Annotated in this window: 24 protein-coding genes, 1 tRNA gene and 1 pseudogene; 14 read left to right on the forward strand and 12 right to left on the reverse strand. The window is 49.1% G+C overall.

The genetic code is table 11. The annotated features are described in order from the left end of the window. The first annotated feature begins 31 nt into the window (after positions 1-31). The 7 genes from BUB60_RS20525 to BUB60_RS02015 all read left to right on the forward strand — a co-directional run bounded on the left by BUB60_RS20525 (position 32) and on the right by BUB60_RS02015 (position 5,015). Complete coding sequence (locus tag BUB60_RS20525; protein WP_073075950.1) at positions 32-751, forward strand: C40 family peptidase; 720 nt, start codon at positions 32-34, stop codon at positions 749-751. A 117-nt stretch (positions 752-868) separates the two neighbouring features. After that, positions 869-956, forward strand: a tRNA-Leu gene (locus BUB60_RS01990). A gap of 343 nt (positions 957-1,299) precedes the next feature. Beyond that, complete coding sequence (locus BUB60_RS01995; RefSeq protein ID WP_143162238.1) at positions 1,300-1,533, forward strand: hypothetical protein; 234 nt, start codon at positions 1,300-1,302, stop codon at positions 1,531-1,533. Positions 1,534-1,544: 11 nt separating this feature from the next. Then, positions 1,545-1,820, forward strand: a complete 276-nt coding sequence (locus tag BUB60_RS02000; protein WP_073075952.1) for a hypothetical protein — start codon at positions 1,545-1,547, stop codon at positions 1,818-1,820. A 628-nt stretch (positions 1,821-2,448) separates the two neighbouring features. Continuing rightward, on the forward strand, positions 2,449-2,931 hold the full coding sequence (locus BUB60_RS02005) for an RNA polymerase sigma factor (protein ID WP_073075953.1): 483 nt from the start codon (positions 2,449-2,451) through the stop codon (positions 2,929-2,931). Continuing rightward, positions 2,919-4,016, forward strand: coding sequence for a DUF4179 domain-containing protein (locus BUB60_RS02010; RefSeq protein WP_073075954.1), 1,098 nt, complete (start codon positions 2,919-2,921; stop codon positions 4,014-4,016). The genes BUB60_RS02005 and BUB60_RS02010 overlap by 13 nt, the downstream gene beginning before the upstream one ends. 168 nt (positions 4,017-4,184) lie before the next feature. Next, positions 4,185-5,015, forward strand: a complete 831-nt coding sequence (locus BUB60_RS02015) for a DNA-formamidopyrimidine glycosylase family protein (RefSeq protein WP_341444099.1) — start codon at positions 4,185-4,187, stop codon at positions 5,013-5,015. A 358-nt stretch (positions 5,016-5,373) separates the two neighbouring features. Here BUB60_RS02015 and BUB60_RS02020 read toward each other — a convergent pair whose 3' ends face one another. Genes BUB60_RS02020 through BUB60_RS02045 form a run of 6 tightly spaced genes read right to left on the reverse strand, consistent with a single transcriptional unit; the run spans position 5,374 to position 10,103 of the window. Then, positions 5,374-6,021: a PglD-related sugar-binding protein gene (locus BUB60_RS02020; RefSeq protein WP_073075955.1), complete on the reverse strand. Its 648-nt coding sequence runs from the start codon at positions 6,019-6,021 to the stop codon at positions 5,374-5,376. Positions 6,022-6,066: 45 nt separating this feature from the next. Further along, positions 6,067-7,017 carry a glycosyltransferase gene (locus BUB60_RS02025; RefSeq protein WP_341444100.1) on the reverse strand — a complete coding sequence of 317 codons (951 nt, stop codon included), beginning with the start codon at positions 7,015-7,017 and terminating at the stop codon, positions 6,067-6,069. Next, positions 6,989-7,216 (reverse strand): acyl carrier protein, encoded by a 228-nt coding sequence (locus tag BUB60_RS02030; protein ID WP_073075957.1) that lies wholly within the window; start codon positions 7,214-7,216, stop codon positions 6,989-6,991. Before BUB60_RS02030 ends, BUB60_RS02025 begins: the two co-directional genes overlap by 29 nt. Further along, positions 7,198-8,934 carry an HAD-IIIC family phosphatase gene (locus tag BUB60_RS02035; RefSeq protein WP_073075958.1) on the reverse strand — a complete coding sequence of 579 codons (1,737 nt, stop codon included), beginning with the start codon at positions 8,932-8,934 and terminating at the stop codon, positions 7,198-7,200. Before BUB60_RS02035 ends, BUB60_RS02030 begins: the two co-directional genes overlap by 19 nt. Continuing rightward, positions 8,934-9,656 carry an SDR family NAD(P)-dependent oxidoreductase gene (locus BUB60_RS02040; protein WP_073075959.1) on the reverse strand — a complete coding sequence of 241 codons (723 nt, stop codon included), beginning with the start codon at positions 9,654-9,656 and terminating at the stop codon, positions 8,934-8,936. Before BUB60_RS02040 ends, BUB60_RS02035 begins: the two co-directional genes overlap by 1 nt. A 24-nt stretch (positions 9,657-9,680) precedes the next feature. Beyond that, entirely contained in the window at positions 9,681-10,103 is a 423-nt protein-coding gene (locus BUB60_RS02045; protein ID WP_159435327.1) for a MaoC family dehydratase, read from the reverse strand. 339 nt (positions 10,104-10,442) lie between these two features. On the opposite strand from BUB60_RS02045, the gene BUB60_RS02050 reads away from it, so the two are divergent. Beyond that, the gene (locus tag BUB60_RS02050; RefSeq protein WP_084726220.1) at positions 10,443-11,507 is read left to right on the forward strand and encodes a DegT/DnrJ/EryC1/StrS family aminotransferase; all 1,065 of its coding nucleotides are present in this window, start codon (positions 10,443-10,445) and stop codon (positions 11,505-11,507) included. Positions 11,508-12,284: 777 nt separating this feature from the next. Further along, positions 12,285-13,229, forward strand: coding sequence for a glycosyltransferase family 2 protein (locus BUB60_RS02055; protein WP_278277459.1), 945 nt, complete (start codon positions 12,285-12,287; stop codon positions 13,227-13,229). Positions 13,230-13,326: 97 nt separating this feature from the next. Here the strand turns inward: BUB60_RS02055 and rfbB are convergent, their stop codons facing one another. Together rfbB and rfbA are read right to left on the reverse strand one after the other, a co-directional pair. Next, on the reverse strand, positions 13,327-14,358 hold the full coding sequence (gene rfbB / locus BUB60_RS02060; protein WP_073075962.1) for a dTDP-glucose 4,6-dehydratase: 1,032 nt from the start codon (positions 14,356-14,358) through the stop codon (positions 13,327-13,329). A gap of 69 nt (positions 14,359-14,427) precedes the next feature. After that, positions 14,428-15,225 carry a glucose-1-phosphate thymidylyltransferase RfbA gene (rfbA, locus tag BUB60_RS02065; RefSeq protein WP_084726170.1) on the reverse strand — a complete coding sequence of 266 codons (798 nt, stop codon included), beginning with the start codon at positions 15,223-15,225 and terminating at the stop codon, positions 14,428-14,430. 271 nt (positions 15,226-15,496) lie between these two features. Between rfbA and BUB60_RS02070 the strand changes: the two genes are divergently transcribed. The 5 genes and pseudogenes from BUB60_RS02070 (at position 15,497) to BUB60_RS02085 (ending at position 19,198) form a co-directional block, all read left to right on the forward strand. After that, positions 15,497-15,958, forward strand: a complete 462-nt coding sequence (locus BUB60_RS02070; RefSeq protein WP_073075963.1) for a hypothetical protein — start codon at positions 15,497-15,499, stop codon at positions 15,956-15,958. A 522-nt stretch (positions 15,959-16,480) separates the two neighbouring features. Continuing rightward, positions 16,481-16,867 carry a hypothetical protein gene (locus BUB60_RS02075; protein WP_073075964.1) on the forward strand — a complete coding sequence of 129 codons (387 nt, stop codon included), beginning with the start codon at positions 16,481-16,483 and terminating at the stop codon, positions 16,865-16,867. A gap of 269 nt (positions 16,868-17,136) precedes the next feature. Next, positions 17,137-17,433 (forward strand): annotated as a pseudogene (locus tag BUB60_RS20530) (glycosyltransferase family 2 protein); the annotation flags it as partial. Between the two features lie 9 nt (positions 17,434-17,442). Next, entirely contained in the window at positions 17,443-17,997 is a 555-nt protein-coding gene (locus BUB60_RS20535) for a hypothetical protein (protein WP_242941146.1), read from the forward strand. Between the two features lie 82 nt (positions 17,998-18,079). Further along, positions 18,080-19,198, forward strand: coding sequence for a glycosyltransferase family 4 protein (locus tag BUB60_RS02085; protein ID WP_242941125.1), 1,119 nt, complete (start codon positions 18,080-18,082; stop codon positions 19,196-19,198). 66 nt (positions 19,199-19,264) lie between these two features. On the opposite strand, the gene BUB60_RS02090 is transcribed toward BUB60_RS02085, so the two are convergent. The 4 genes from BUB60_RS02090 to BUB60_RS02105 form a co-directional block, all read right to left on the reverse strand. After that, entirely contained in the window at positions 19,265-20,281 is a 1,017-nt protein-coding gene (locus BUB60_RS02090; protein WP_073075967.1) for a CgeB family protein, read from the reverse strand. 291 nt (positions 20,282-20,572) lie between these two features. Further along, positions 20,573-21,412 carry a hypothetical protein gene (locus tag BUB60_RS02095; protein ID WP_073075968.1) on the reverse strand — a complete coding sequence of 280 codons (840 nt, stop codon included), beginning with the start codon at positions 21,410-21,412 and terminating at the stop codon, positions 20,573-20,575. 58 nt (positions 21,413-21,470) lie between these two features. After that, complete coding sequence (locus tag BUB60_RS02100; protein ID WP_073075969.1) at positions 21,471-22,583, reverse strand: polysaccharide biosynthesis C-terminal domain-containing protein; 1,113 nt, start codon at positions 22,581-22,583, stop codon at positions 21,471-21,473. Then, the gene (locus tag BUB60_RS02105; RefSeq protein ID WP_073075970.1) at positions 22,580-23,602 is read right to left on the reverse strand and encodes a polysaccharide biosynthesis protein; all 1,023 of its coding nucleotides are present in this window, start codon (positions 23,600-23,602) and stop codon (positions 22,580-22,582) included. The genes BUB60_RS02100 and BUB60_RS02105 overlap by 4 nt, the downstream gene beginning before the upstream one ends. Between the last annotated feature and the right edge of the window lie 124 nt (positions 23,603-23,726).

Consider the following 23,726-nt stretch of genomic DNA (forward strand, 5'->3'; position numbering starts at 1 on the left):
TTCATTCTTATATAAATAAAAAGGATAGTTTATGAAGCCTGCGAAGAAATCAGTTATTATAAGCGTGACCGCCGCCGTCATCGCGTCGCTCCTGGTGACGACAGCCTCGGCGGAAGGCCTTTACTACACCGTCACGGCAGCGCGCATCGAGTCGAACGCGGCAGCGCTCCTGCTGCCGGCAAATGTCTCCCCCGATGCGGTGCAGCAAACGCTGCAGCCCGTCGTTTCCAAGGGTTCGGTCATCGCGGAAGGCTCGTTATCGGGCGAACGCACGGTTCCCGTGGTCGTATCAGACCTGCAGTCCTCTTTCATCAGCGGCGCGACCGTGGAGGATATGCAATATGCCGCCGGTATGAGCGTCGCAAATTTTTCAAAGCAGTTCGACGGCTATAGATATGTTTATGGCTCCGCTTCTCCCAAAGCCGGATTTGACTGCTCGGGCCTTGTCTACTATGTCTACAGTCATTTTGGGTACATAGTGCCCAGAACGGCGCATCTGCAGTACAACAACGGGACCGCCGTGTCAAGAGCGGAGCTCCAGCCGGGCGACCTCGTATTTTTCGCCACAAACGGCGGCCATGCCATCACCCACGTCGGCATTTACATCGGCGGGAACAACTTTATCCACGCGGCAACGCGGAGTCAGGGCGTTATCGTCAGCAGCTTGGAAAGTGCTTACTGGGCGAAAACCCTTGTGGGTGCCAAACGAATCATCACACCTCAGGCCGCGCTGCAGGTGGCCTACCAATAAGACCGATACGGCGCCGGAAATTCCCGGCGCCGCGCTTGTCATAAAAACTCTTTCAAACGCAACTTTTGGTATTGACATTAAAAGACCTTAATGTTAATATATCTAAGCTATCATCACGCGCGAGTGGTGGAATTGGCAGACTCGCTAGATTCAGGTTCTAGTGCCCGTAACGGGCGTGGGGGTTCAAGTCCCCCCTCGCGCACCAGAAAGAAGAGGCAAAAAAAGATTTATCTTTTTTGCCTCTTCTTTTGGGTTCCGCTCCCGCCGGTCGCTCCACCCGGTTTATTTGACATCCTCGGGTGAAATGAATTCGCCCTGCGGCGGCTCGCTTCGCTCACGTCGTGGAATTTTGCAATATAACTCCAGAGGAACAGGAAAACTTCGACAAGAGGCTTGTCTGTTCCTTTTCGCTCCGGCAAGGTATAATAGAAATAGATTTACTTTTTTACATACAGAACACAGATAACCAGAAATTCTTCGGAGTGAAATAATGACTATAGGAACTTATTAGCTTTGATAACAACTGCGGAGAGAAAAGGATGAAATGTATGATAGCATTTTCAAACGCTAATCCGCAAACAGGCGGCACGGATAATACTATTTCAGAAAACATGAGAAAAAGCATGAAAAAGGACGGTATTCTCTGCGGCCTTGTGATGCGTAACGAACATATCATATTTGAGTATTATAAAAACAAGAAGGCTGAAAACGGCATTCATCACATCAACTCGAGTACAAAAAGCTTTACATCTCGAGTACAAAAAGCTTTACATCTGCATTAATTGGTATTTGCATGAAGCAAGGGCTTTTACAGGATGTCAACACCCCAATAGTTGAATTCTTCGGAGATGTGCTGTCGAACCAAAGTGACATAAGGAAACAGCACATTACGCTTTATCATTTGCTGACCATGAGTGCGGGGCTCGATTGGCCTGAATTTGGCGAATGGAATTACTTCGCCCCGATGGAATACAGTAAAAATATCAATCTCGGCGCAAACGGATTGAGCATGACGATACAGGATATGTTGAAGTTCGGTTATCTTTATCTAAAGGAAGGGACTATTTAAGGTAGAGAAATTGTCCCTCAAAACTGGATTACAGAGTCAACGGTCCCTCGATTCTTAACATATCCGATTATCGGACATTATGGCTATCAATGGTGGATATCAAGTATCAGTGCGAAAGAAGATAAAGAAATACAGTTCTACTTTGCTATGGGCTTATTTGGGCAGTTTATTATTATCGTTCCGGAATATGATATGGTCGCTGCTTTTGTCAGCGAGAATTATAGCGATACAACGAAACCAATGCAATATTTTCGTGAGTATATTGTTAAATCTATTAATTGAAGCTACGTTTTGGTTATAGGCCAAAACGCTTGTGCCGCCGCACTTGCAAAGGCTCGCTTCTGCTCGCGGCAAAAATTTCATTTTAGTACAACCCCAACGAAAAAGCCCTGATTGTAAGCCTTTTCGGCTATAATCAGGGCTTTTTTATTCAGCACGGCCCGGATCTTGCGACTCCGCCAATTAGAACAAGCGCCCGGAGCGTTTCCCCCGCACCTTGCCAGGTCTGTCTTTATCAAATAAAGTAGTATAAAGCAATATAAAATAAAAAACTTTCCTTGCGAAAACCAATCGCCGTTCTTGATCGTCTAATATATGACCGGTCAAGAACAAACGAGGAGGACGACGAGTGACAAGCGACGAATTTGCTGAACGGATTGTCGCAATGATGCAAACGCTGTATCGCGTTAGTTACACGCAGCTATCGCAAAGCTGCGACCGCGACGAGGCGGTACAGGAGTGCCTGTACAAAGCGTGGGAGAAGCGCCAACAGCTTAAAGATGAGCGCTACATGCAGACTTGGATAATCCGTATACTTATTAATGAATGCCACAATATCCAGAGGAAAAGAGAGCGTGAATTGCCTATGGAGGAACTGCCTGAACGCGCCGCTCCGACGGGCGCCGATTATGAGCTGCACGACGCGCTGTTCGGGCTGGAAGAATCACAGCGCCTGCCGCTTGTGCTTTACTATGTGGAAGGCTATTCCGTCGGTGAGATTGCCAAAATTCTTCACTGGCCCCAAGGTACAGTCAAATCGCGCATGCGGCGCGGAAGGAAGGAACTTAAAAAAACTTTGTGCGGGGAGGACTCTTTGTCATGCGAAACATAAATGAATTGGAAAACGTGTTCGGCCAAGCTGACGACGATTTTGTCGATAACGTTCATCACACCCTGGCCTATTTGCAGAAAAGCAGGAACCGAAAGCCTGTGAGAATAGGTTACTACCGAATTGCGGCTGTTATCGCGATCATCTGCGTACTGTCGGCCGGGACCGCTTTGGCCTTGTCCAACACATGGGGAATCCTCGATTTCCTGAGCGGCAGACGGCTTGATGTAGAGGTTTTGCCCGAAGCCTCCAAAATCGTGCAAACGGATGTGCCCCAGGAAGGCACACAGACCGATGTCGCCGCCTTTACGGTACGCGAAGCTGTATATGACGGGCAGAGCGTCTATATCGTCCTCGATGTCAAGCCCTCTTCCCCCGATTACCTGCTGCTGGGCCCCGATGTCTATCCGTCGGACCAAACCGCAAGTATGGGGCCGATATTTAACGGAGGCACCGGCACGATTGCCGATTACGCCCAGGAAAACCATAAGGAGATGCTGCAAACGTCCGTGGGTATCAGCGGCGCGAACTGTTCCATCGATTATCTGCTTGAAGAAGACGGGACCCTCGTGTATATGATTGAGGGCAGGTATGAAGGTGATTCCGCCGCGCCGGACGTGGAGCTCAGATGCGTTGCCGTTCCTTTTGTCATCGAAAACGGCAAGTACACGAGAGATATGGACAGCAAAAAAGATACGACACTCTCTGCCACTCTTAAAAATACCGGAACACAGGAAAGCGTCATCAGCACAGAGCCCGCCGTCTTCGACGACTGTGGTGTCCGCGTAGACAAAATCACGCTCAAGAGTTCGGCGATGTCGACCTATGCAGAGGTCGAGTTCACTGTCATAGACGAAGAAAAATACGCTGAAACCGACGGTATATTGTTTGAATTTCTTGACAGCTACGGCGAACGCATTCCAAGCGGCGCCGCTTCAGGCGGTGGCATCGTGACAATCGATGACACGCACTATATTGAAAAGATTTCATTGCAGGCAACGGAGAAGCTGCCAAGTGAGGTCATCCTCCGCGGGTACAGCTATTTGGATAAGGATCGATACGAGACGCATACGTTTGAAATGAAATAACGCCTACAAAAGGGGCTTCGGAAGAAGCCCCTTCCCTTTTGACGGCTCAGGGTGGCTTGGGAGAATCTCCATAAAGGTCTGGAAAAAACTGCGACTCGTTGATATAATTACTGATAGTTTGGGAAAGTTTTCGATGAGCAGCCCGAAACATGTCGGAAGAAGGTGCGTATGATGCTGGAATTTCCGGAGACAAGCACTATTGCAGGACAGATCAACAATAACATTGTTGGCAAGAGGATACGGCGGGTGTTTCCGCCGACGAAGGCACATAAATTCTGCTGGTATGCCGGCGATCCGTCGGATTACGATACCAAAATGAGCGGCAGTATCCTCCAGGCAGCGGAGGGCTTCGGCAGCTATGTTGACATGGCCTTTGACAACGGGCTGCGGCTGTGCTTTAACGACGGTGTAAACGCGCGTTTTACGAATCACACTGAAGCCCCGAAAAATTATCAGCTGCTGATAGAATTCGATGACGACGCGGTGCTGGTCTTTACGGTCGCCATGTATGGGGGTATTATCCTCCACGACAGCGCCTATGACAACGAATATTATCTCAAGAGCAGAACGGCAATTTCACCCCTTTCCGATAAATTTGAGCCATATTACCGTAAGTTGCTTTGGGAAAGCAAACCCACTCTGAGCGCGAAGGCGTTTCTTGCCACGGAGCAGCGCTTCCCCGGTATCGGCAACGGTGTGTTACAGGATATTCTGTTCACCGCCGGTATCCATCCGAAGCGAAAGATCGGTTCATTCAGCGATTCGGACCGGGACCGGCTGCTTTCCTGTATCAAATCAGTTCTGAATGATATGACCGTACAGGGAGGCCGAGACACGGAAAAAGACCTTTTCGGGCAGCCGGGCGGATATCAGACGAAGCTGTCAAAAAACACGCTGGCCTCGGACTGTCCGCAATGCAGCGGGCCGTTTGTTAAAGAGGCCTACCTGGGCGGCGCTGTTTACTATTGCCCCTCCTGTCAGCCCTTGGAGGTTGTTTGATTGTTTGAAAGCATTGCTTTTTTACCCGCACCATCAAAAAGCCGGCGCCCATGGGGCGTGGGCTTCAGCTTGTCAAAAACCCGCTTGCAGCGGGCAAAGCCTCGCAGAGTTTGCCGCCGAAGCGGCAAATAAATTCATCATTTGTCACGCAGGAGGACATGCGCCTCCGTAGTGACTCTTCTCATGCAGTGCGCGGCTGAGCGCGCTGCATGTATCCCCTTGTCGATAAAGCCCAAAGGGCTTTATCGACAGCCTGAAGCCCGCGCCCCATGGGGCGTGGGCTTCTTCGTATGACACGCTGTAAATGGCCGGTGACGCTGCAGCGCATATATTGACAAGCCTTTATCGGTAACAGGGTTCAGAACTTCATGCTTTTAGGGGGCTTGCTCATCACGATGACATCGTCGTCCACATTGAAGAAGACAGCGGAGCCCATGCTGATTTTTGAATTCCTGCCGATTGTTTTTTTCTCCTTGATCACACAGTTTGAGCCCAGCAAAACGCCTTCGTTAATCAGCACATTACCGGCAACAATACAGTCTATCAGGCAGGTGGAAAAGTTCTTGATGATGGTATCGTGCCCGATGACGGTTCTCATATTTAAATAAATATGAGATTCCAGGACGGCATTGACGGAGACGATGCAGCCGTAGCTGACGATGGTCCCCTCCCCGATCGCGACATTTTTGCATATTTTCGCCGTGGGGTGGACCAATGTCGCGTATTTCAGGTTATAGTCCGCCAAGGAATCGTAGATATCTTTTTTGGCCTTGGGATTGCTGACAGCGATAACCCAGTAAACCGATTTATCGACGTCTTTGACCGCTTTATTTGTACCAAGTATTCTGTAACCGCTGACGACGGGATTATTTTCACCCTGATCGCCTCTGAAATCATCAATGTAGCCCAGTATATTCCATGTGGGTTCTATTGCGTTGATATCTTCAATCAGCTGAACGACTTCAAGGGCCATGCCGCCTGATCCATATAAGACAATATCCTTCATCGTTAAAACCGCTTTCAATAAAATTCGCTGGTGCAGGCTTATTTCTTAATTGGCGTTTTTGATAAAATAGACGATATTTCCCATTGCCCAGTCCTTGTTGTACACATGGTCCTTGCTTGATGAAACATCGACAAGCGAAGCGCAGTACACCGGACGGGCTCCGCTTTGAAGGTCCCGGACCGTTTCTTCAAATTTCCATTTGTTTTTCTGCAAAAAATCCGCGTCCTTATTAAGCTTGTTATATATAGAAAAGCAGGTATTGGGGGCCTTATCGAGTTTACATTCCCTAAAATATGTACAGGCGCTGCACGGTATGGGGTCGGGCCGCCGAAGGTGTACATTGGGCATAAAACCGGCCTTGAAGCCGGTATGATTGCATACCCGATAAGACAGGTCTATCGCCCCAAAATAGTTTTCCTCGCTGAAATAGCCGATTCCCTTGATCAGTTCGGGCCTCAGGCACATACAGTGGTCGGGTATATAGCTTTTTTCGGCATCCGAGATATTGTCGGTCAGCTCCAGATAGGATAAGGGGCCTTTTACTCTCGGGATAACCTGGGGCTGATAGCCATCGGCTGCCCGGACACCCAGAAGACCCACTTCGGGAAAAGCCTCGAAGACGTCCAAAAACTTACCGATCCAGCCTTTGGTGCCGATATGCGCGCCGTTATCAACGGTAAAAAAATACTGCTCGGGCAGCCTTCTCATCAGGTGTAAATTCACGGCGTAGGTTTTGCCGTGATTCACCTCAAAATGCTCTTTTGTTTTGATCCGGCTGTCATTCAGGCTCATGATATAATCCCAGGTGTCGTCCTTGGAGCAGCTGTCTATAATATGCATTTCAAAATCTTCCGTACTGTTCAGTATCGCCGACAGATTCTTGGTCGTTAATCCCAGTCGGTTAAATGATACATAACTGATGAACGGCGGAATCATAGTTTTATCCTTTCCCGATTCGCAAATCCGGCTATGACAGTTTACGCTGCAGGATTTCATACAGCTCCCCGAGATTCTTGAACTCCGTGGCTTCGTCCATCGTAAATTCTATGCCGTACTGCGCTTCCAATGCCTCGATAATCTCCCAGTGACTCAGGGAGGTCCACTGGGGGACGGTTTCGGTTGTCGAGTCATATTTGAGATCGTCCGCGGGAATCTCCAGCGTCGATGCAATCAGATTTACGAATTTTTCGTCCATAATGGGATTTCACCTTTCACTATAGTCTCAATTTGTTCGATGCCGCCGGGCTGTGCCGATTCATCCAGGCGATACGAGGTTTCGCTCTCATTTGCCGAAACCACGGAGAAGCCGGCTTTCATATAGAAATCCGCGGTCGTTTGATTTCTTTCCGTCTTTCTGTAGAGCGCGTCGACTGTTTTGACGCCCTGCGCTCTCAGCAGCTCCACGACCTTACTTAAAAAAGCAAACTCAACATCTCTGCCCATAATGCGGCAGCTCAGCAGAAAGGTATCGATAAACGCGCTGTCACCCTCCAGCTTTACGATGCACACGCCGGTAATGCCGTTGTCTCCGTAAATGTCGGTGACTTGGACCGACGCGACAATATAATCCGGCGACTGATGAAAGCGCGTGATTTCTTCCTGGGTATATCGCTTTGTCGTCAAATTGAATTGATTCGTCTTTTGCGTGAGTTGGGCGATCCTGGGTATAGTGAAGTCATTTGAAAATTCAAGAATGACCTTTGTTTGGAGGCTGTTCAAATACTCCTCAACGGTGCTGAATTTTTTTTGGGCTTCGTCTCTTTTCTTGTTGGCCGTATACATGACGTTGCGGCTTAAATCTTCCGCTGTCAGCTTCAGATATTCAAATTCGATCAGGTTTCTGATCGTGTCGGAATATTTGCTTGTATCAACCGGGACGTCGACAACCATGACCTCGGGCAGCAGGGATTTCACAAGCTCCCTTTCAACAATACTGTCGTCAAAAAAAATAATGCTGTCCGTACTGATGTTTAATTCTTCGGCAATCTCCGTCAGATTTTTGGCCTTATCCTGCCAATTGATCTTCATCACGGAGAAATATTCCTTTTTCAGAAGCATATGAGGATGGTTTTCGATGATATTCATGGCGTCTTCGACATTATTTTTACTGTTGATTGCCAGAATGACGCCTTTATAATACAGGTTCAGGATTTCCTTTTGGAAATCGTAGAAGCTCCTGCCTGAATCCGTAATATCGAGCTTGACGCCGGATATGCCGTCCTCTCCGGCAATGCCGCCCCAAAGCGTATTGTCCAAATCGAGCACCAGACATTTTTTGGCCCGGTATTTCAAGGGCAGGATATATTTCATATATTCTCTGGCCAACGCGGTCGTGTACTTTAGCGATATCGTCGTTTTCGTCATATAGAGCATCTTCGCGTCTTCCAGATTTGCTTCTCCATAATAGGCGGAAAAGGCGTGGTAATCGAAAATATACACATAGTCTTTGTCCGCCGCCCACTCCGACAGCTGATAGTTTAAGAGAGAAATCATATCTCTCAGCCCGGGAAAGTATTTGTTATCCAGAATTCCGAGCGGAGAAAAATGCGGTATTTTGAAATTATTCACAAGGATCTTAGTGCCGGAGTTTTTATGGATCTCTTCGGCCAGCGAGATCAGCGACTCCAGTATGGACTGCACGGACGAAAGCTTTTGCTCGCGACTGTTCATGATTGTCTTGAATTCAAACCACTCGGGAAATAAATTCTTTCCCTCGAGAAAGAGTATCGTGAGCTCGGGAGCCGATTTGTAAAATCCGCTCCCGGGGTTGATGATCTCCTGATTGTATTGCCGATACGGGCAATTATAAATTTCCGCCGCAATATGATAATTACCGCAAGCCTGGACTAAAGCCTTTGTAATATAATCCGTCGTGCAGTTTCCCAATATTGCGATGTTGATGGAATCGTCCATTAAAAAGCTTCGCCTCCGTTAACCGGGATGTTGACGCCGTTCAGGAACTGGGCGCCGTCTGAAATAAGGAATTTGAGCACCTCGGCAACATCCGCCGTCGTCGTCATTCTCTTCATGGGATGCTTTTGCTTATATGCCTCCAAATATCTGGCGGGAAGATAATTCGTCAGCTGTGTGGCCATCAGGCCCGGAGAGATCATATTGACTGTAACGCCATATTTGCCCAGCTCCACCGCCGTGGCTTTGGACAAACCGGCAAGAGCATATTTCGCCGTAATGTAAAACGATAATTTTTCAGGGGGCACATTGACGACATAGGAGGACACTATATTAATAATCCTGCCGTTTCCCTGCTGCTTCATGCTCCGCGCCGCTTCCCTGGTGAACAGATACGCGCCCTTCACGTTAACGTCTATGATATCCTGAAACATATTCCAGTCGGTATCCAGAAAGTCGCACGGTTTAAAGCCGGAACAGGCGTTATTGACAAGCACGTCGATTCGCCCCTGCGCATTGACGATTTGAGCAACGCAGTCGATAATCTCGGCTTCGTTTTTTTGGTCGCACAATATCGGCGTAACATTGCCGGATGGCTGAAATTCGGCCGATTTGTCCGAATAGGTGAAATATACCGCGTTATCTTCGGACGATAAAAGAGCTTTTACAAATTCGGCGCCGAGTCCTTTGCTGCCGCCTGTGATTAAAATAACTTTTTTATTCAAAACAGGCCTCCATGAAAATATCGATTATTTCATTGTTACCTTGACGGAACCTTTTGCGATCATATGACCGAGCTGATTCTTTATTCTGATTTTTAATTCTATAATCTTTAATCCCAGCGCATTGGCATCGCTTTTGGCTGACACCTCACCGGTAATTTCAATAGTATCGTCAATCTTTGCGGGAGAGATAAAGTCAAAGCTTTGCGACATCCAGACCGTCCCTTCGCCGGGGAGGTACATGCCGACCAGGGTAGACACAAAGGACAATACCAACATTCCGTGGACAATTCTTGACGGCATCCCATGGCTCCGGCAGTAATCTTCATCCATATGCACCGGGTTATAGTCGCCGGTGAAATCCGCAAACTCCCGGACCATCGCTTCCGTAATCGTTTTTTTCAGCGTATAGCGGTCCCCGATGCCGATATCTTCGTATTTCAGTTCCATTGTCATATACTTTCTTATTATTATTTTATTTGGCGTGCGCCGTCCTGATCTGCCGGTGCGCGCCATTTGCGTTTATACGCCCGGCTTTCGGAGCCGCCGGCACCAGGCATCGGCGCTGCGATAAATGTCGTTATTGGTGCTATTTTAGGAGTAAAGACAGAATTCATAAATGCGCATAGCTAATACATTTTATTAGCCGTCACTTCAAGTGTGACTGTAACATTTGCTATTCCTAACAATATATTGTATTGAGTACGACACCGAGGAGGAAAATTCTTGTCAGAGCCTTTTAAAAAGCCGATAAAAATCGTGCAGCCTCTCCTGCCTGATTTAGAAGATATGGATCAGAAAATAAAGGAGATATGGGACAGCAAGCAGCTGAGCAATAACGGAGAAAAAGTCGTCCAGCTTGAGCGCAGGCTGGCTAATTTCCTTAATGCGGAGTATTTATCCGTTTTTTCAAACGGGACATTGGCGCTGCAGCTTGCCTGCAGAGTACTGGAGCTTTCCGGCGAGGTCATTACGACGCCGTTTACCTTTCCGGCGACGGTGAACGCGCTTGTGTGGAACCAGCTCAAGCCCGTATTCTGCGATATTGAGGAAGAAACATATAATATCGATCCCGATAAGATCGAAGCGCTGATAACAGAAAAAACGACGGCGATCATGCCGGTGCACGTTTTCGGAAATCCGTGCGATGTGGAGAAAATTCAGCAAATTGCCGACCGACACGGCTTAAAGGTTATATACGACGCCGCACATGCCTTCGGCGTACGGCACCATGGAAAAGCCATTGCGTCCTTCGGCGATATCACCATGTTCAGCTTCCACGCGACAAAGGTTTATAACACCATTGAGGGCGGCGCGCTGGTTTTCAAGCATCCTTACTTAAAGGAAAGAGCCGATCAAATGAGAAACTTCGGCATACTGCCCGACGGCGATGTGCTTGAGCCTGGGACCAACGCCAAGCTGAACGAGGTCCAGGCGGCGGTAGGGCTTTTGCTTTTGGATAAGGTCGAAGAGGAGATCAGGAGACGAAAAGAGATTGCTGCCACCTATGCCGAAGAGCTCGGGGATATTCCGGGAATCAGGATAAACAAACCTGTGGACGGTCTTGAGTACAATTATCCTTATTTCGTCATCACTATTGATAAAAATGAATTCGAAATATCCCGCGATGTGCTCTACGAGGAGCTCAAAGCCCACAACATCATTACGCGAAAGTATTTCTACCCTCTGTGCAGCAACCTGCAATGCTACAAGGATTTACCGTCAGCCGACAAAGCAAGGCTCCCGGTTGCAAATAAGGTTGCCGATTCCGTCCTGGCGCTGCCGTTATACGGCGAGCTGTCTCATGAAGAAGTGGCCTATATCTGCAGGATCATTCGTGAAAGCAGGTTGTAAAACGAACCGTTACTCAAGATGAACTCAAATAAAGATATTCCGCTGCAGAATAGATTAATGAGAGGAGATATGGCATCAATCCCAATGAAAATCCATCCGAACAATGAAATGAGCGAGATGCTCAAGAACGGCACAGCCAAAATCATTAACCATAAATTTTTACCTTATTGGTATTTGAATATAAAAAGAAGCGCTGCCGAGGATTTTAAAAGCCCCGGCACCAAGAACGAAAATCCAGGCGGCACCAGCGGGACCGATGAAACTATTCTGGAGCTTGGGATGAAGACGGTAATACTGCCGCTTACCATGCCGGGTATTCAAACCGAAGAGAGCGGCCAGATAGTTTTGCCGGCGGAGCCGCCGGCCGCAGCGCCGGACATCACGCCTGAAGCGGAGTTGCCGGCGCCGGCAGCGGACATAACACCGGTAGCTGCCCCGTCGGCTCCGGAGGCGGACATGACGCCGGAAGAGGAAGTGCCGGCCGTGGTGACAGATGTGCCGCCTGAAACGGCGCTGTCGGCTCTGGCAACAGACGTGCCGCCTGAAACGGCGGCGCCGGTCACGGCGGCGGACATCGTGCCTGAAATAGCGCTGTCGGCTCCGGCAACGGACGTGACGCCCGAGGCGGCGCCGCTGGCTCCGGTGCCGGGCGTCACGACCAGGGTGATACAGCCGGAAGCTGCGCCCGGCGGCCTGATCGCGGAGATTCATTTTGAAGGCGATCCCTCCGCCATCATCCTTGGCGCGACGCCCGGCTTCGTGACAAGTGATCCCGCCATAGTCCCCGCGCATGCGGATTGCGGGCCCGAGGAGGAGAATCCCGAGTATCCGCCGTATATAAACTTCATCACCTTCAACCGGCTGGGGCTGACGATGCGGAATCTCACCAATCTGCTGGATTCGGACGAAGATTTCGAGCTGAATATCATCGACTGCAATTCACAGGACAACAGCTGGGATTATATCCAGAGCCTGACGGACAGGCGAATAAAATCGAGAATTCGTTTTGATAAAAACTGCGGCCCGATTTTCGCCACGAACTTCGCGCTCAGCAGAAGAAAACCCTATCAATATTTCATCGCGATGGACAGCGACACCTTCATCAAGACAAAAAACTGGATAGCCCGGTTCATGGAGGTTTTCAGTGCCTTCCCGGAAGTGGGCTTATTAGGATTAATGAGAGATAACCCATATCCGCGCTATCTCCCGCCAATCATCCCCAAAATTAACGGGGCCGTCGCTTATCTCGAGCTGAAGAACGCCGACATTGATGCCTCGATGGATTTCATCCCCGGGCAATTACAATGCCTGAGACCCAGACTCCTGAAGGAAATCGGATATTGGAGCGAGGAAAACGGCTTTGGCGACGCGGAGATCTCTCCGCGGATTGTTCATTATACAAATTTTAAAGTTGGCTTTATCACAACGATAGAAATCGATATGACGCAGAGGATCACCTGCGAAGAATGTACGGGCAAACCCTTCTGCACACTGAGCAGAAGCATCTGCGACTGCTTTATGATGAGCAGGCTTTACAATAAAAACGAATCCTTTGTGGCAAAGAACACATGGAAATTCACGCAGACCTTCCAGGAGCTGAAAGAGGGACAGCGCACGGCTTACTGCGCGTCGGTACATGATCCGGAATCTGTGCAAGCTCATAAATACAACGCGGACTGGGCATATGACAATTTCAATCACTATATTGTCAACGCGAATTAATCTCCGCATCCGCCGCTGTCCCGGCGCCAATATCCGCAAACTGAAGCGGGGCTGTTCGTTTATCGTCGGCAGCCCCGCTCTCTTTTTGTATTCGTTTCTAAAACAGTGTCAGCTGCGCGCCCACGCCCGAAAGCAGCCTGGCCGGATTTCTGTAAGTCCCGTTTAAGATATTCTCCCACCAGCTCTGGTTTTTCAAATACCAGTCAACCGTTTTCCGCAAGCCGTTGTCAAATTCCGTTTTCGGTTTCCAGCCGAGCGCCGTTTGAATTTTCCGCGCGTTAATGGCATACCGCAGATCATGCCCCGGCCGGTCGGTCACAAATGAAATAAGCGCCTCGGATTTCCCAAGCTCCGATAAAATTGACCGGACGACATCCAGATTGGATTGCTCGCTGCTGCTGCCGATATTATAGACCTCCCCGATTTTGCCTTTATGCAGTATGAGATCGACGGCCGCGCAATGATCCTCCACATAGATCCAGTCTCTTCTGTTCAGGCCGTTCCCATACACAGGTATGCTTTTACCGCGAAGCGCGTTAATAATAGTCAGCGGGATCAATTTTTCCGGGAATTGAAACGGCCCGTAATTATTGGAGCAGCGCGATATCGTGACAGGCAGGCCGTATGTGCGGTAATAGGCAAGCGCAAGCAAGTCGGCGGCGGCTTTACTTGCGCTGTACGGCGACGAGGTATGAATGGGACTGTCTTCGTCAAACGATAAATCCGGTCTGTCCAGCGGCAAATCGCCATACACCTCGTCGGTTGAAATCTGATGAAATCTGCCGACGCCGAAGCGGCGGCACGCTTCCATCAGGGCCTGAGTCCCTAAAATATTCGTTGTCAAAAATACCTCGGGATGCTCGATAGAACGATCCACATGGGATTCAGCCGCGAAATTGACGACAGCGTCGAAGCGTTCTTCTTCAAACAAGCTGCTGATCGCGTCTTTATCGGAAATATCCATTTTGAAAAACCGGAGCTGTCCCTGCGCTCTTTCCAATGTTTCCGGGTTTCCCGCGTACGTCAGGGCGTCGATGCACACGAGCTCATAGTCAGGATGAACCTGCTGCATATAAAAAATGAAATTGCTCCCGATGAAACCGGCGCCTCCGGTGATCAATAATTTCATATAATCGCTCCTTTGCGCTATTAAAAATGCCGCGGCGGCGGCCTGTTTTGATATGCCATGGCGACATAACTACGGATTCTTATCCACCCATCCCTTGTCCATTGCGATCTCCTCCGGAGAGGCGACGCGTATTCCCTGGTGCTTTTCGAGCATTTTGACAAAGTTCGCCGCGTCGATCAGGCTGTCGGCCGTTCCGGCGTCAAACCATGCGTATCCCCGCCCCAGCAGTTTTACCTCCAGTTCTCCGTTATTTAAATATATCCTGTTTAAATCGGTAATTTCAAGCTCCCCCCGCGCGCTGGGCTTCAGACTCTTTGCGTAACCGACAACACGGTTATCATAAAAATACAAGCCTGTTACGGCATACTGTGATTTTGGATGCGGCGGTTTTTCTTCCAAAGAAACAGCCTTGCCTGTTTCGTCAAACTCAACCACGCCGAAGCTTTCCGGATTATCCACACGATAGCCAAAGACGGTCGCTCCGGTCGTTCTTGCCGCGGCAGCCTGCAGAATCGGCGCCAGATCGCTGCCGTAAAAAATGTTATCGCCTAAAATCATGGCGCAGCTGTCAGAACCGATAAACTCCTCTCCCAAAATAAAGGCCTGGGCCAAACCGTCGGGAGAGGGCTGTACCTTATACGATATGGAAATCCCGAATTGACTGCCGCTCCCAAGCAATTTTTGAAACCTGACGATATCCTCCTGCGTTGATATGACCAGCACGTCTTTGATACCTGCGAGCATCAGCGTGGATAGCGGATAATAGATCAGGGGTTTTTTATAAACAGGCAGCAGTTGTTTGGAGGTCCCGACAGTGAGCGGAAAAAGCCTTGTTCCCGTACCCCCCGCTAAGATGATACCTTTCATTTTTTATCTCCTTGTCAAACTATAGTCTCGGTGTTTTTATCCGATCGGCCCCGATAAAACCAGCCCATACATTATATTCCAGAGAAATTAGACACGTACTTTGGATTAACGTAATATTTGGGGCGGACAAATAGGGCGCGGAACACACAGCGCCATAGCCTGACAGGCGCGTTTGGCGAATTCCATGCCGCTAAGAACGCGGGAGTTATCTCAGACATATTATGTAGTGGCTTTGTTTTAAGTTCATAAAATCCGAGCAATGGAGGCTATTATGATTTATAAGTATAGATATTATGATGACGAGGATCAGGCATGCGATGCCGGTTCTCAAGATACCACAAGAATGAAGGTTTACAATTGCAATGAACCCGGTGTGGCCCTCGGCAGTTTCAGGCGCTTCTATTCCCCCGGCCTGAACCCCGGCAGCTTTGGGCGCTGCGATTCCTCCGGACTGAACCCCGGCAGCTTTGGGCGCTGCGATCCCTCCAGCCTGAACCCCGGCAGCTTTAAGCGCTGCGATTCCTCCGGACTGAACCCCGGCAGCTTTAAGCGCTGCGATTCCTCCGGATTGAACCCCGGCAGCTTTAGGCGCTGTGATTCCTCCGGCCTGAATCCCGGCAGCTTCGTGCGCAGCAGTTCCTCCGCTCCCTTAGGGACGGCGGCACTGTCGGGTGCGGCAGTAATCCAGAGAGACACGCATTGGCTGGAGTGCGATTCGAAATTCATTATCTGATGCGCCGGCGGTGCGCCGCTTTTGCCCCCAACGACGACCCGGCCAGCAGCTTACACAGGTTGGGCAAAGCGCAGACAGATACTTAAGCAGAACGTGACGCAGGCTGCTCCCTATGCGAAAACGGCAATGTACTTATGACATGGGGAGAGCCTGCCTTTACTTCAGGCTGCCATGCCAAGTGCCGGCGGCAAAGCTTTTACAAAGCGGTGCTTTTTAGCATTGATCGCCGGTTTATTCATAAACTTACAGCAAAAGACGGCTTCCGGCCCTTAGCCAGTTGCCGTCTTCTGTTATTTTCCCGGGGCTGTGCTTACGAGACTGCCCTTAAGGGAAGGCATGAGATTAAGAATGAAAATGCTCGGATGATCCATATATCGCGCATATGAAGCTTTATTTTCAATTCCCTTACATTGTATTCCGGTGCTAAAGTCAGGTGCATGAATATTTGAAATTTCCGAGAACAACAGGCGCCGTGATAACGCAACTTGTATTTCAGACATATAATGCCTCGGAGGTAGTATTATGTATCGTAAAGATGCAATTACGGAAATTAACGACGGTATTAATGAAATTCACAAAGGGAATGCAGCAATTGCCGAGAGTCTGAAGTATATGCCTGAAAATGACTTTCAAGAAACAAAGCGGGGTATTATTAAAGGAATCCACGTTATTGAAGATGGTCTCTTTAATATTATCGAAGGCGTACAGGATATCCGGGAGTTTGAGAACCTAGACAGCATCCAAGCCGGCGTTAATGATATTCGCATGGGAATTCGTACCGTCACCGAAGGTCTGGCGGCCGTTAAAAACGGCAAAGAGATTGAAGGCAATAAAGATATTTGCGATGGTCTTGGTTTTATTAACGAAGGTCTGCAGATCATTATAGAAAGCTTAGACGAGCTTTTATAATCGCAAAACCGCAGCACCCCGAATGGCTGCAATCTATTCATCAGACCTTCCGCAGTATCGCTTATGAAATCAGAGCCGAAAGCAAATCCTTTCGGCTCCGTCCCGTTTGCCGGCCATAGCGCCGGCGTTCTCTTGTCAACAATACGCTTAAATAAGCATATTATATATAAGCTGCATTGAAAATTGCAAACCTGTACTTTCGGTATTTGCCATTAAACGGAGTGATGCATTTGACGCCACCCTTAATAAGCTATACAACCTTTCACCGAATGGGCCTGACGGTCAGAAATTTAAACGCCCTTTTAAAGACAACCGATGATTTTGAACTACATATCGTCGATAACAACTCGCAGGACGGTACATGGGATTATATCCAAAGCCTGACTGACGGCCGTATAAAGTCAAGAACAAGATTTCCCGTAAATACCGGGCCTATATATCCAATCAATTTGAATTTGACGCGCCGAAGGCCTGACCAATATTTTATCGTCCTTGAAAGCGATGTATTTCTCACCGTCCCCGATTGGATAACCCGCTTTATGCGGGTATTTCAGACTTTCCCGGAGGTCGGCCTTTTGGGGGTTCCCCGACTCAACGCGCTGCCCGCTTTCCAGCCGGAGGTCCTCCCCGTGGCAAGGGACGGCGTCAGTTATCTGCAGCTTATACGCAGCGACGTCGGCACCATTAATAATTTCATTCCCGGGCACTGCCAATGCCTGAGGCCGGAGCTCATCAGTCTCATCGGCTACTGGTGTGAAGAAAACTGTTACGGCGATGCCGAACTGTCGGTCAGGATTCATAATTATACGCCGTTTAAAGCCGGGTTGACTGCCGATATCCCGATCGATATGCTGCAGGCTTTACCCTGCGAGATCTGCGAGGGCCGGCAGTGGTGCAATCTTGACAAACTCGCCAACACCTGCTTTACCATGAGAAACAGCAAACATAAAAACTTATCCTTTGCCGAGACCTTCAGATGGAAGTATTTAAGTTACTTTAATGAGCTGAACGAGGGCAAAAGAACGGTTTACTGCGCGTCCATTCACGACCCCGAATCCTACAAAAGTCACTTTTATCATATGGATTGGGCGCTGGAGAATTTCGATTTCTACGTAAAAAACGCCAATTAGCACACAGCCCAGAAATTCGTATCGGTAAAGCGAATATATAGCGGTCGTTGGCCCTGAATAATCGGAAATAGAGGGATATAAGTTGGAAACAAGCGGTTTTAATCAGAAAAAATTAGCGATTCTCGATGACTATTTTCCAAACCTGAAGACAGGTTTCAGAGTATCGGAATTCAACTATTACCTGAATAGGTATCTCAACTGCGAGGTCTTTTCAACCAGGTATGATATGCACTTCGACGACTACGCCGCCGTCTATCCACAGTTCAAGGATCGGGTCAAATCCTTTACGGAGTTCGACTGGAGCGGCGGCTCCTACGCTTTGTTCTACTCCGTTTTTTTAGGCAACGCAAGCAGCTTTTATTTTGTTTATGAAATGACAAATACGCCGTTCGTATTTGAATTATACCCGGGCGGGGGCTATTGGATAAATGACGCTGATGTTGACGCAAAGCTGATAAAGGTCCTTCAGTCCCCGCTTTTAAAAAAGGTCATCGTCACGCAGAAGATGACGTACGATTACATTATAAACAAAGGTTTTGTCTCTCCCGATAAGGTCGCCTATATTTACGGCATGGTGACGCATCCGGAGTATTTTCAGGCCCCGGCCATTAAAAAATACTATAAAAGAGATAAGAGTACCTTCGATATATGCTTTGTGGCTAATAAATACATGGCTTTAGGACTCGATAAGGGCTATCATATTTTCATCGACATGTGCAAAAAGCTCGCGCCGATGGCAAATGATATCATGTTTCATGTCGTCGGCGGCTTTGATAAAACCGACATAGACGTCAGTGAAATTGAAAACAGAATAACCTTCTATGGGCCGCAGGATCACAACTTCTTCCCCCAATTTTATTCGGGCATGGACATCGTCGTATCGCCGAACGTCCCCTTCCTGCTGATACCCGGGAAAAGCTATGACGGCTTTCCTACAGGCTGCTGCATAGACGCGGCGCTGCATAATGTCGGCGTCTTCTGCACGGATTTGCTCAATCAAAACGAGCATTTTGAGCATGGGAAAAATATCTTTATCATTCCGCCCGACGCGGGTATGATCGCCGGCAGCATTATCGAATATTATCAGGACCCCGAGAAATTATACCTGATGTCCGCCCTGGGCCAGACGAAATTCAGAGAGGTGTTTGACTTTAACGCACAGATGAGCCAGCGCGCCGCCGTATTGGAGCAGTTCATCTGAAAGCCCGCATAAAAAAAGCGTTCAGGAGGACCTGAACAAGCTGGGCGGGGGAATTATATCGCCGATTTATTTTGGGATGTACTGTAAGATAACAGCCAGCACGCTTTGTGCCCGATGGATCAGCCTGTGCTTCTCGTCAACCTCCCGCTGCCCGTTCAAAGCGATCGCTTCTCTCAGGCTGTCGTGGGCCAGGTAGAAATTCGCAAGCTCCAGCGTCTCTTCCGGAGACCGGGACCATTCGAGGTGCACACCTTTTTTAAAGTAATTTTCAACGCCCGGCGAATATTGCGTAATATGGAAGGCCCCGCAGCCAAGCGCCTCATAGGTTCTTGAGGAAACATAGGTCTGTGAAACCCCGACCTGCTGGATTCCCAGGGCGATTTTTGCAGACGCATACACATAAGGGACTTCCTCAGTCGGCAGGACGCCGCCATAAAACGCCGTTGGAAGCATATAAGCCCTGTCAAAGTCCGTCCACCATCTCCCCCACACCTTGACGTCCTTGCGAGCATCGACCAGAGGCTTTAGGGTCTGATAAATGCCTTCAACCCTGAATTTGTAATGTATGCTCCTTTTCGTCTCCTCATCCACATACCTCATGCTGTAGTTGTTTGCCACCAGTGCCATATCATGCAGATACTCAGCTTTCGGCGGCAATTTTATATGATGCGGCGAACAGGCATTGGGCTGCAAATACGCTTTCACGCCGTATTTTGCATACTCCGGTATCAGCTCCTCTACAGGAGTAAAGACCAGGTCCGACCTCTTGGCGGGAGGCAGCGAGGCCAAGCCAAAGCATGTGGGGTCGTCCGCCGACCACCAGACATGGAAAATGCCTCTTCTCTTAATGATATCAAGGAACGCATCGATATCGGCGATATCCTTCCACCAGCCGTAGGAATACACGAAATCCGGCCTGAATTCATCAAGAGCGCTCGACAGCGCCGCCTCAAGCAAATCGGGTCTTTTGATAAATTCCTCGCCTATAAATAAATCCTTAACGTCACACCCCGCCTCCAGGAAACCGTGGTGTATTTCATTATAAATCTGGGGACTGAAAACACACATTAAGATCTTGTACAATTCACATCACCCCATCAAAAAACTAATGCACAACAATATATGAAATATAAGCGCACTATATGTGTTTTTGCATGACGGCCGCGGCAAGCCCAAGCCTCGCTGCAAAAAGTCTGCCTGAAGAGGTCAGCCCCAGCTGTCCTCTTCAGGCTTTATTAGTCATTCCTTACAATGATTCATCATATAATATGTTATACATGTGCAAAGCACGACTCGGTAATTTGCAGTATTCAGCTCGGAGAGATCGATGATACCGGTCTCTCCAATCTTTTACCTAAATCTGTGACGGACAAGCTAGCCGATGATATCCGTGTATTTTTTCAGGAAAAACCATCGATGCCACTGGCTTTCATGAAGGCCGCTCAAATGCTTCAGGCCCATAGCGCCGTACTGCTTGACGAGCCCGTTGAAGTTTACCAAAGTATCGTCATAGACGCCGAGGCGCTGACCGGCGACCGCGTGATAAACGACGGCGTTCAGGTTGATTTTCGGATGCCAGGCGGCTCTCGTTCCATAATAATAGTAATAGCCGAGAAGCATGCTGTCGTCTTCAAAGCATTGCTTGCCCCGCAGGAAATGCGTGTCATAGCCACCTGTTTCCTTAAGAACTTCCGACACATGGATACATGGATTTGTAAAGCCCCGTATAATGCGGTCCTCCTGGAGGCTGTGCAAAAAATCGTCCGTTATCTGCCCTCCTGCCGGCATTGCCGTCGATTTCCCGGCAAACGGCATATTTCCTTTCTGGTCGACGATCCCGCAGCTGATCATCGACTCGTCATTGGCCGCCAGGTAATCGATCAGCTTATCCTCCCAATTGCCGCTGAATATCATATCAAGGTGGATTTCGCTGATAAATTCCGTGTCGGGGCGGTGCTCCCAGATATAGCGGAAACAGCTTTGCCTTCCGGCCGATGTCCCGGCGTTCACGCCCTCCCCGAGCACAATAGTCTCCAGATTGTATTCAGACAAATAATCCCGGAGCTGATCGTTAGAATAAAAGCCCTGATTATAAACGACAACAGTATTGTAGGCGCTCTTCTCCAGCGACCTCAGGCAGGCGTCCGCCAGCTTAAGATCTTCCTCCAGCCTGTTCGCTCTGAGCAAAAAGAGCAGCGTATGAATGAGCCGCATATTAAATCACCATTCTTCCGCACCTGAACGCGTCAAACACTCGGCAGGCGGGGATTTTTTATTCGTCGATCCCAGCTTTGAACGTATCGGGATTCTGCGGATCAAATATCTGGTTTGCCCATATAACCATAATCAGATCGACGACGCCTGTATTCATGACCGCGTGCACATACCCGGGAGGCACGTCAATAACGGTCGGGTTTTCACCGGATACCTGATAGACGGTAAGGCTTTCATCATCGAGCCTTCGAAACAGGATGTGCCCCGTGCCGCTGACGACAAGCATCTTTTCCGTCTTGGAATGATGCCAATGATTTCCTTTGACAATGCCGGGTTTTATGAGGTTGACGGCAACCTGGCCGCCGCCCGCCGATTTAAGAAACTCGGCAAAAAAGCCCCTGTTATCAGCATGCACGGTCAGCGGGTAACTAAAATTGTCTTCAGGCAAATAACTGAGATATGTGCTGTACAGCTTGCTTGTCAACGGATCGCACATGTCGGGCACGAACAGCCGGCAGCTTTCCTCCCGAAACGAAAGAATCCGGTCTTTGAGCGCGCCGACCTTAATGGTATACGTTTTATCAAGAACACAAAAATTCCCTGCTTTTTTGACGCCGCCGCGAAGCGCTCTGGTAAACTCCTCCACCACATCATCAATATAAGCAAGCTCAATTCCGGCCTCCGGGTCGTTTACTGTGAGCGGCAGATCATTTGCCGCAGCGCTGCAAAACGTTGCCACGACGCTGTTATAATTCGGCCGGCACCATTTCCCGAAGACGCCCGGCAGCCTGTAAATATATACGTCCGCTCCCGTTTCTTCGCTGTAATTGCGCAGCAGTATTTCTGCTTTGCGTTTGCTGACGCCGTAAGGATTATCGCACGCAGCCTGGGCGGACGAGGTCATGAGCACCGGCGCCCTGTTTTCATGCTCCTTGAGACATTGCAGCAGCTCGCTTGTGAAAACATGGTTTTCTTCGAATTCCGCAGGCGTGCCCGGTCTGTTGACGCCCGCGAGATGGAAGACAAACGCACAGTCCTTCGTAAACTCTTCGAGCAGGCCCCGGTCTGTTTCTCTGGTGTATTCAAGCAAATCGGTATAACCGAGGTTCCTTAAGTGCGCACACAGGTTTTTGCCTATAAATCCCCCTGCGCCGGTGATAAGAATTTTCATTGATTTCCCCACAGCTTCAATTCGTCCGCCACATATTTGCAGCTGAGCAGCTTTTCTTTCAGTTCGTCCATGCTCAGCTGATGGGTATTGTTCGAGTTATACTCCTGCATGCTGCCGATCAACGCATTGCCGTCATTAAAATACTTGGTATAATTCAGCTCCGCCGATTCGATCGGGACTCTGAAAAAGTCCTGCATATCAATGGCGCAGGCGCTTTCCTCCCTTGTCAGCAGAGTTTCATAAAGCTTTTCCCCAAGCCGGACGCCGATAACGCGGACCTCGTTATCGGCATTGAAAAGCGCCTTCAGCGCCTGGGCAAGGTCGCCGATCTTGCACGCCGGAGATTTTTTTACCATCAGGTCTCCGGGGCTGGCGTTTTCAAAAGCAAAGACGACCAGATCGATCGCCTCGTCCAGATTCATCAGGAATCTGGTCATATCGGGATCCGTCACGGTCAGCGGCTGTCCATTTTTGATCTGGCTGATGAACAGCGGAATAACGGAGCCCCGCGACGCCATGACGTTGCCGTAACGGGTCCCGCATATGAGGGTTTTATTCCCGTCTACCGACCTTGCCTTTGAGATAAACGTCTTTTCCATCATCGCCTTTGAAATCCCCATGGCATTGATCGGGTAGACCGCTTTGTCGGTGGAAAGGCAGACGATTTTTTTGACGCCGGCTTCAATAGCGGCATTCAGCACGTTGTCCGCGCCCAGTACGTTCGTTTTAACCGCTTCCAGGGGGAAAAACTCGCAGCTCGGGACCTGCTTGAGGGCAGCCGCGTGGAACACATAATCAACGCCGGACATCGCGTATTTAATACTGCCCGCATCTCGGACGTCGCCGATGAAAAACTTGATCTTTTCGTTGTTATATTCCTTGCGCATGTCATCCTGCTTTTTTTCATCTCTGGAGAAAATGCGTATTTCACCGATGTCGCTATTGATGAATCTATTTAAAACGGCGTTACCGAATGATCCGGTGCCGCCGGTGATTAAAAGCGTTTTATCCTTAAACATTGGTCAAATAACCTTTTCATATTATTTAAATACGGGCCGGCATGGCAAATGCATACATTCGTCTCCGGCGACAGCCCACAGTATTATATTCGGTGAAGAAAGAACTTGTTCACACCGGCCGCGG

The sequence above is a fragment of the Sporobacter termitidis DSM 10068 genome, from assembly GCF_900130065.1.
Classification (GTDB): domain Bacteria; phylum Bacillota; class Clostridia; order Oscillospirales; family Oscillospiraceae; genus Sporobacter; species Sporobacter termitidis.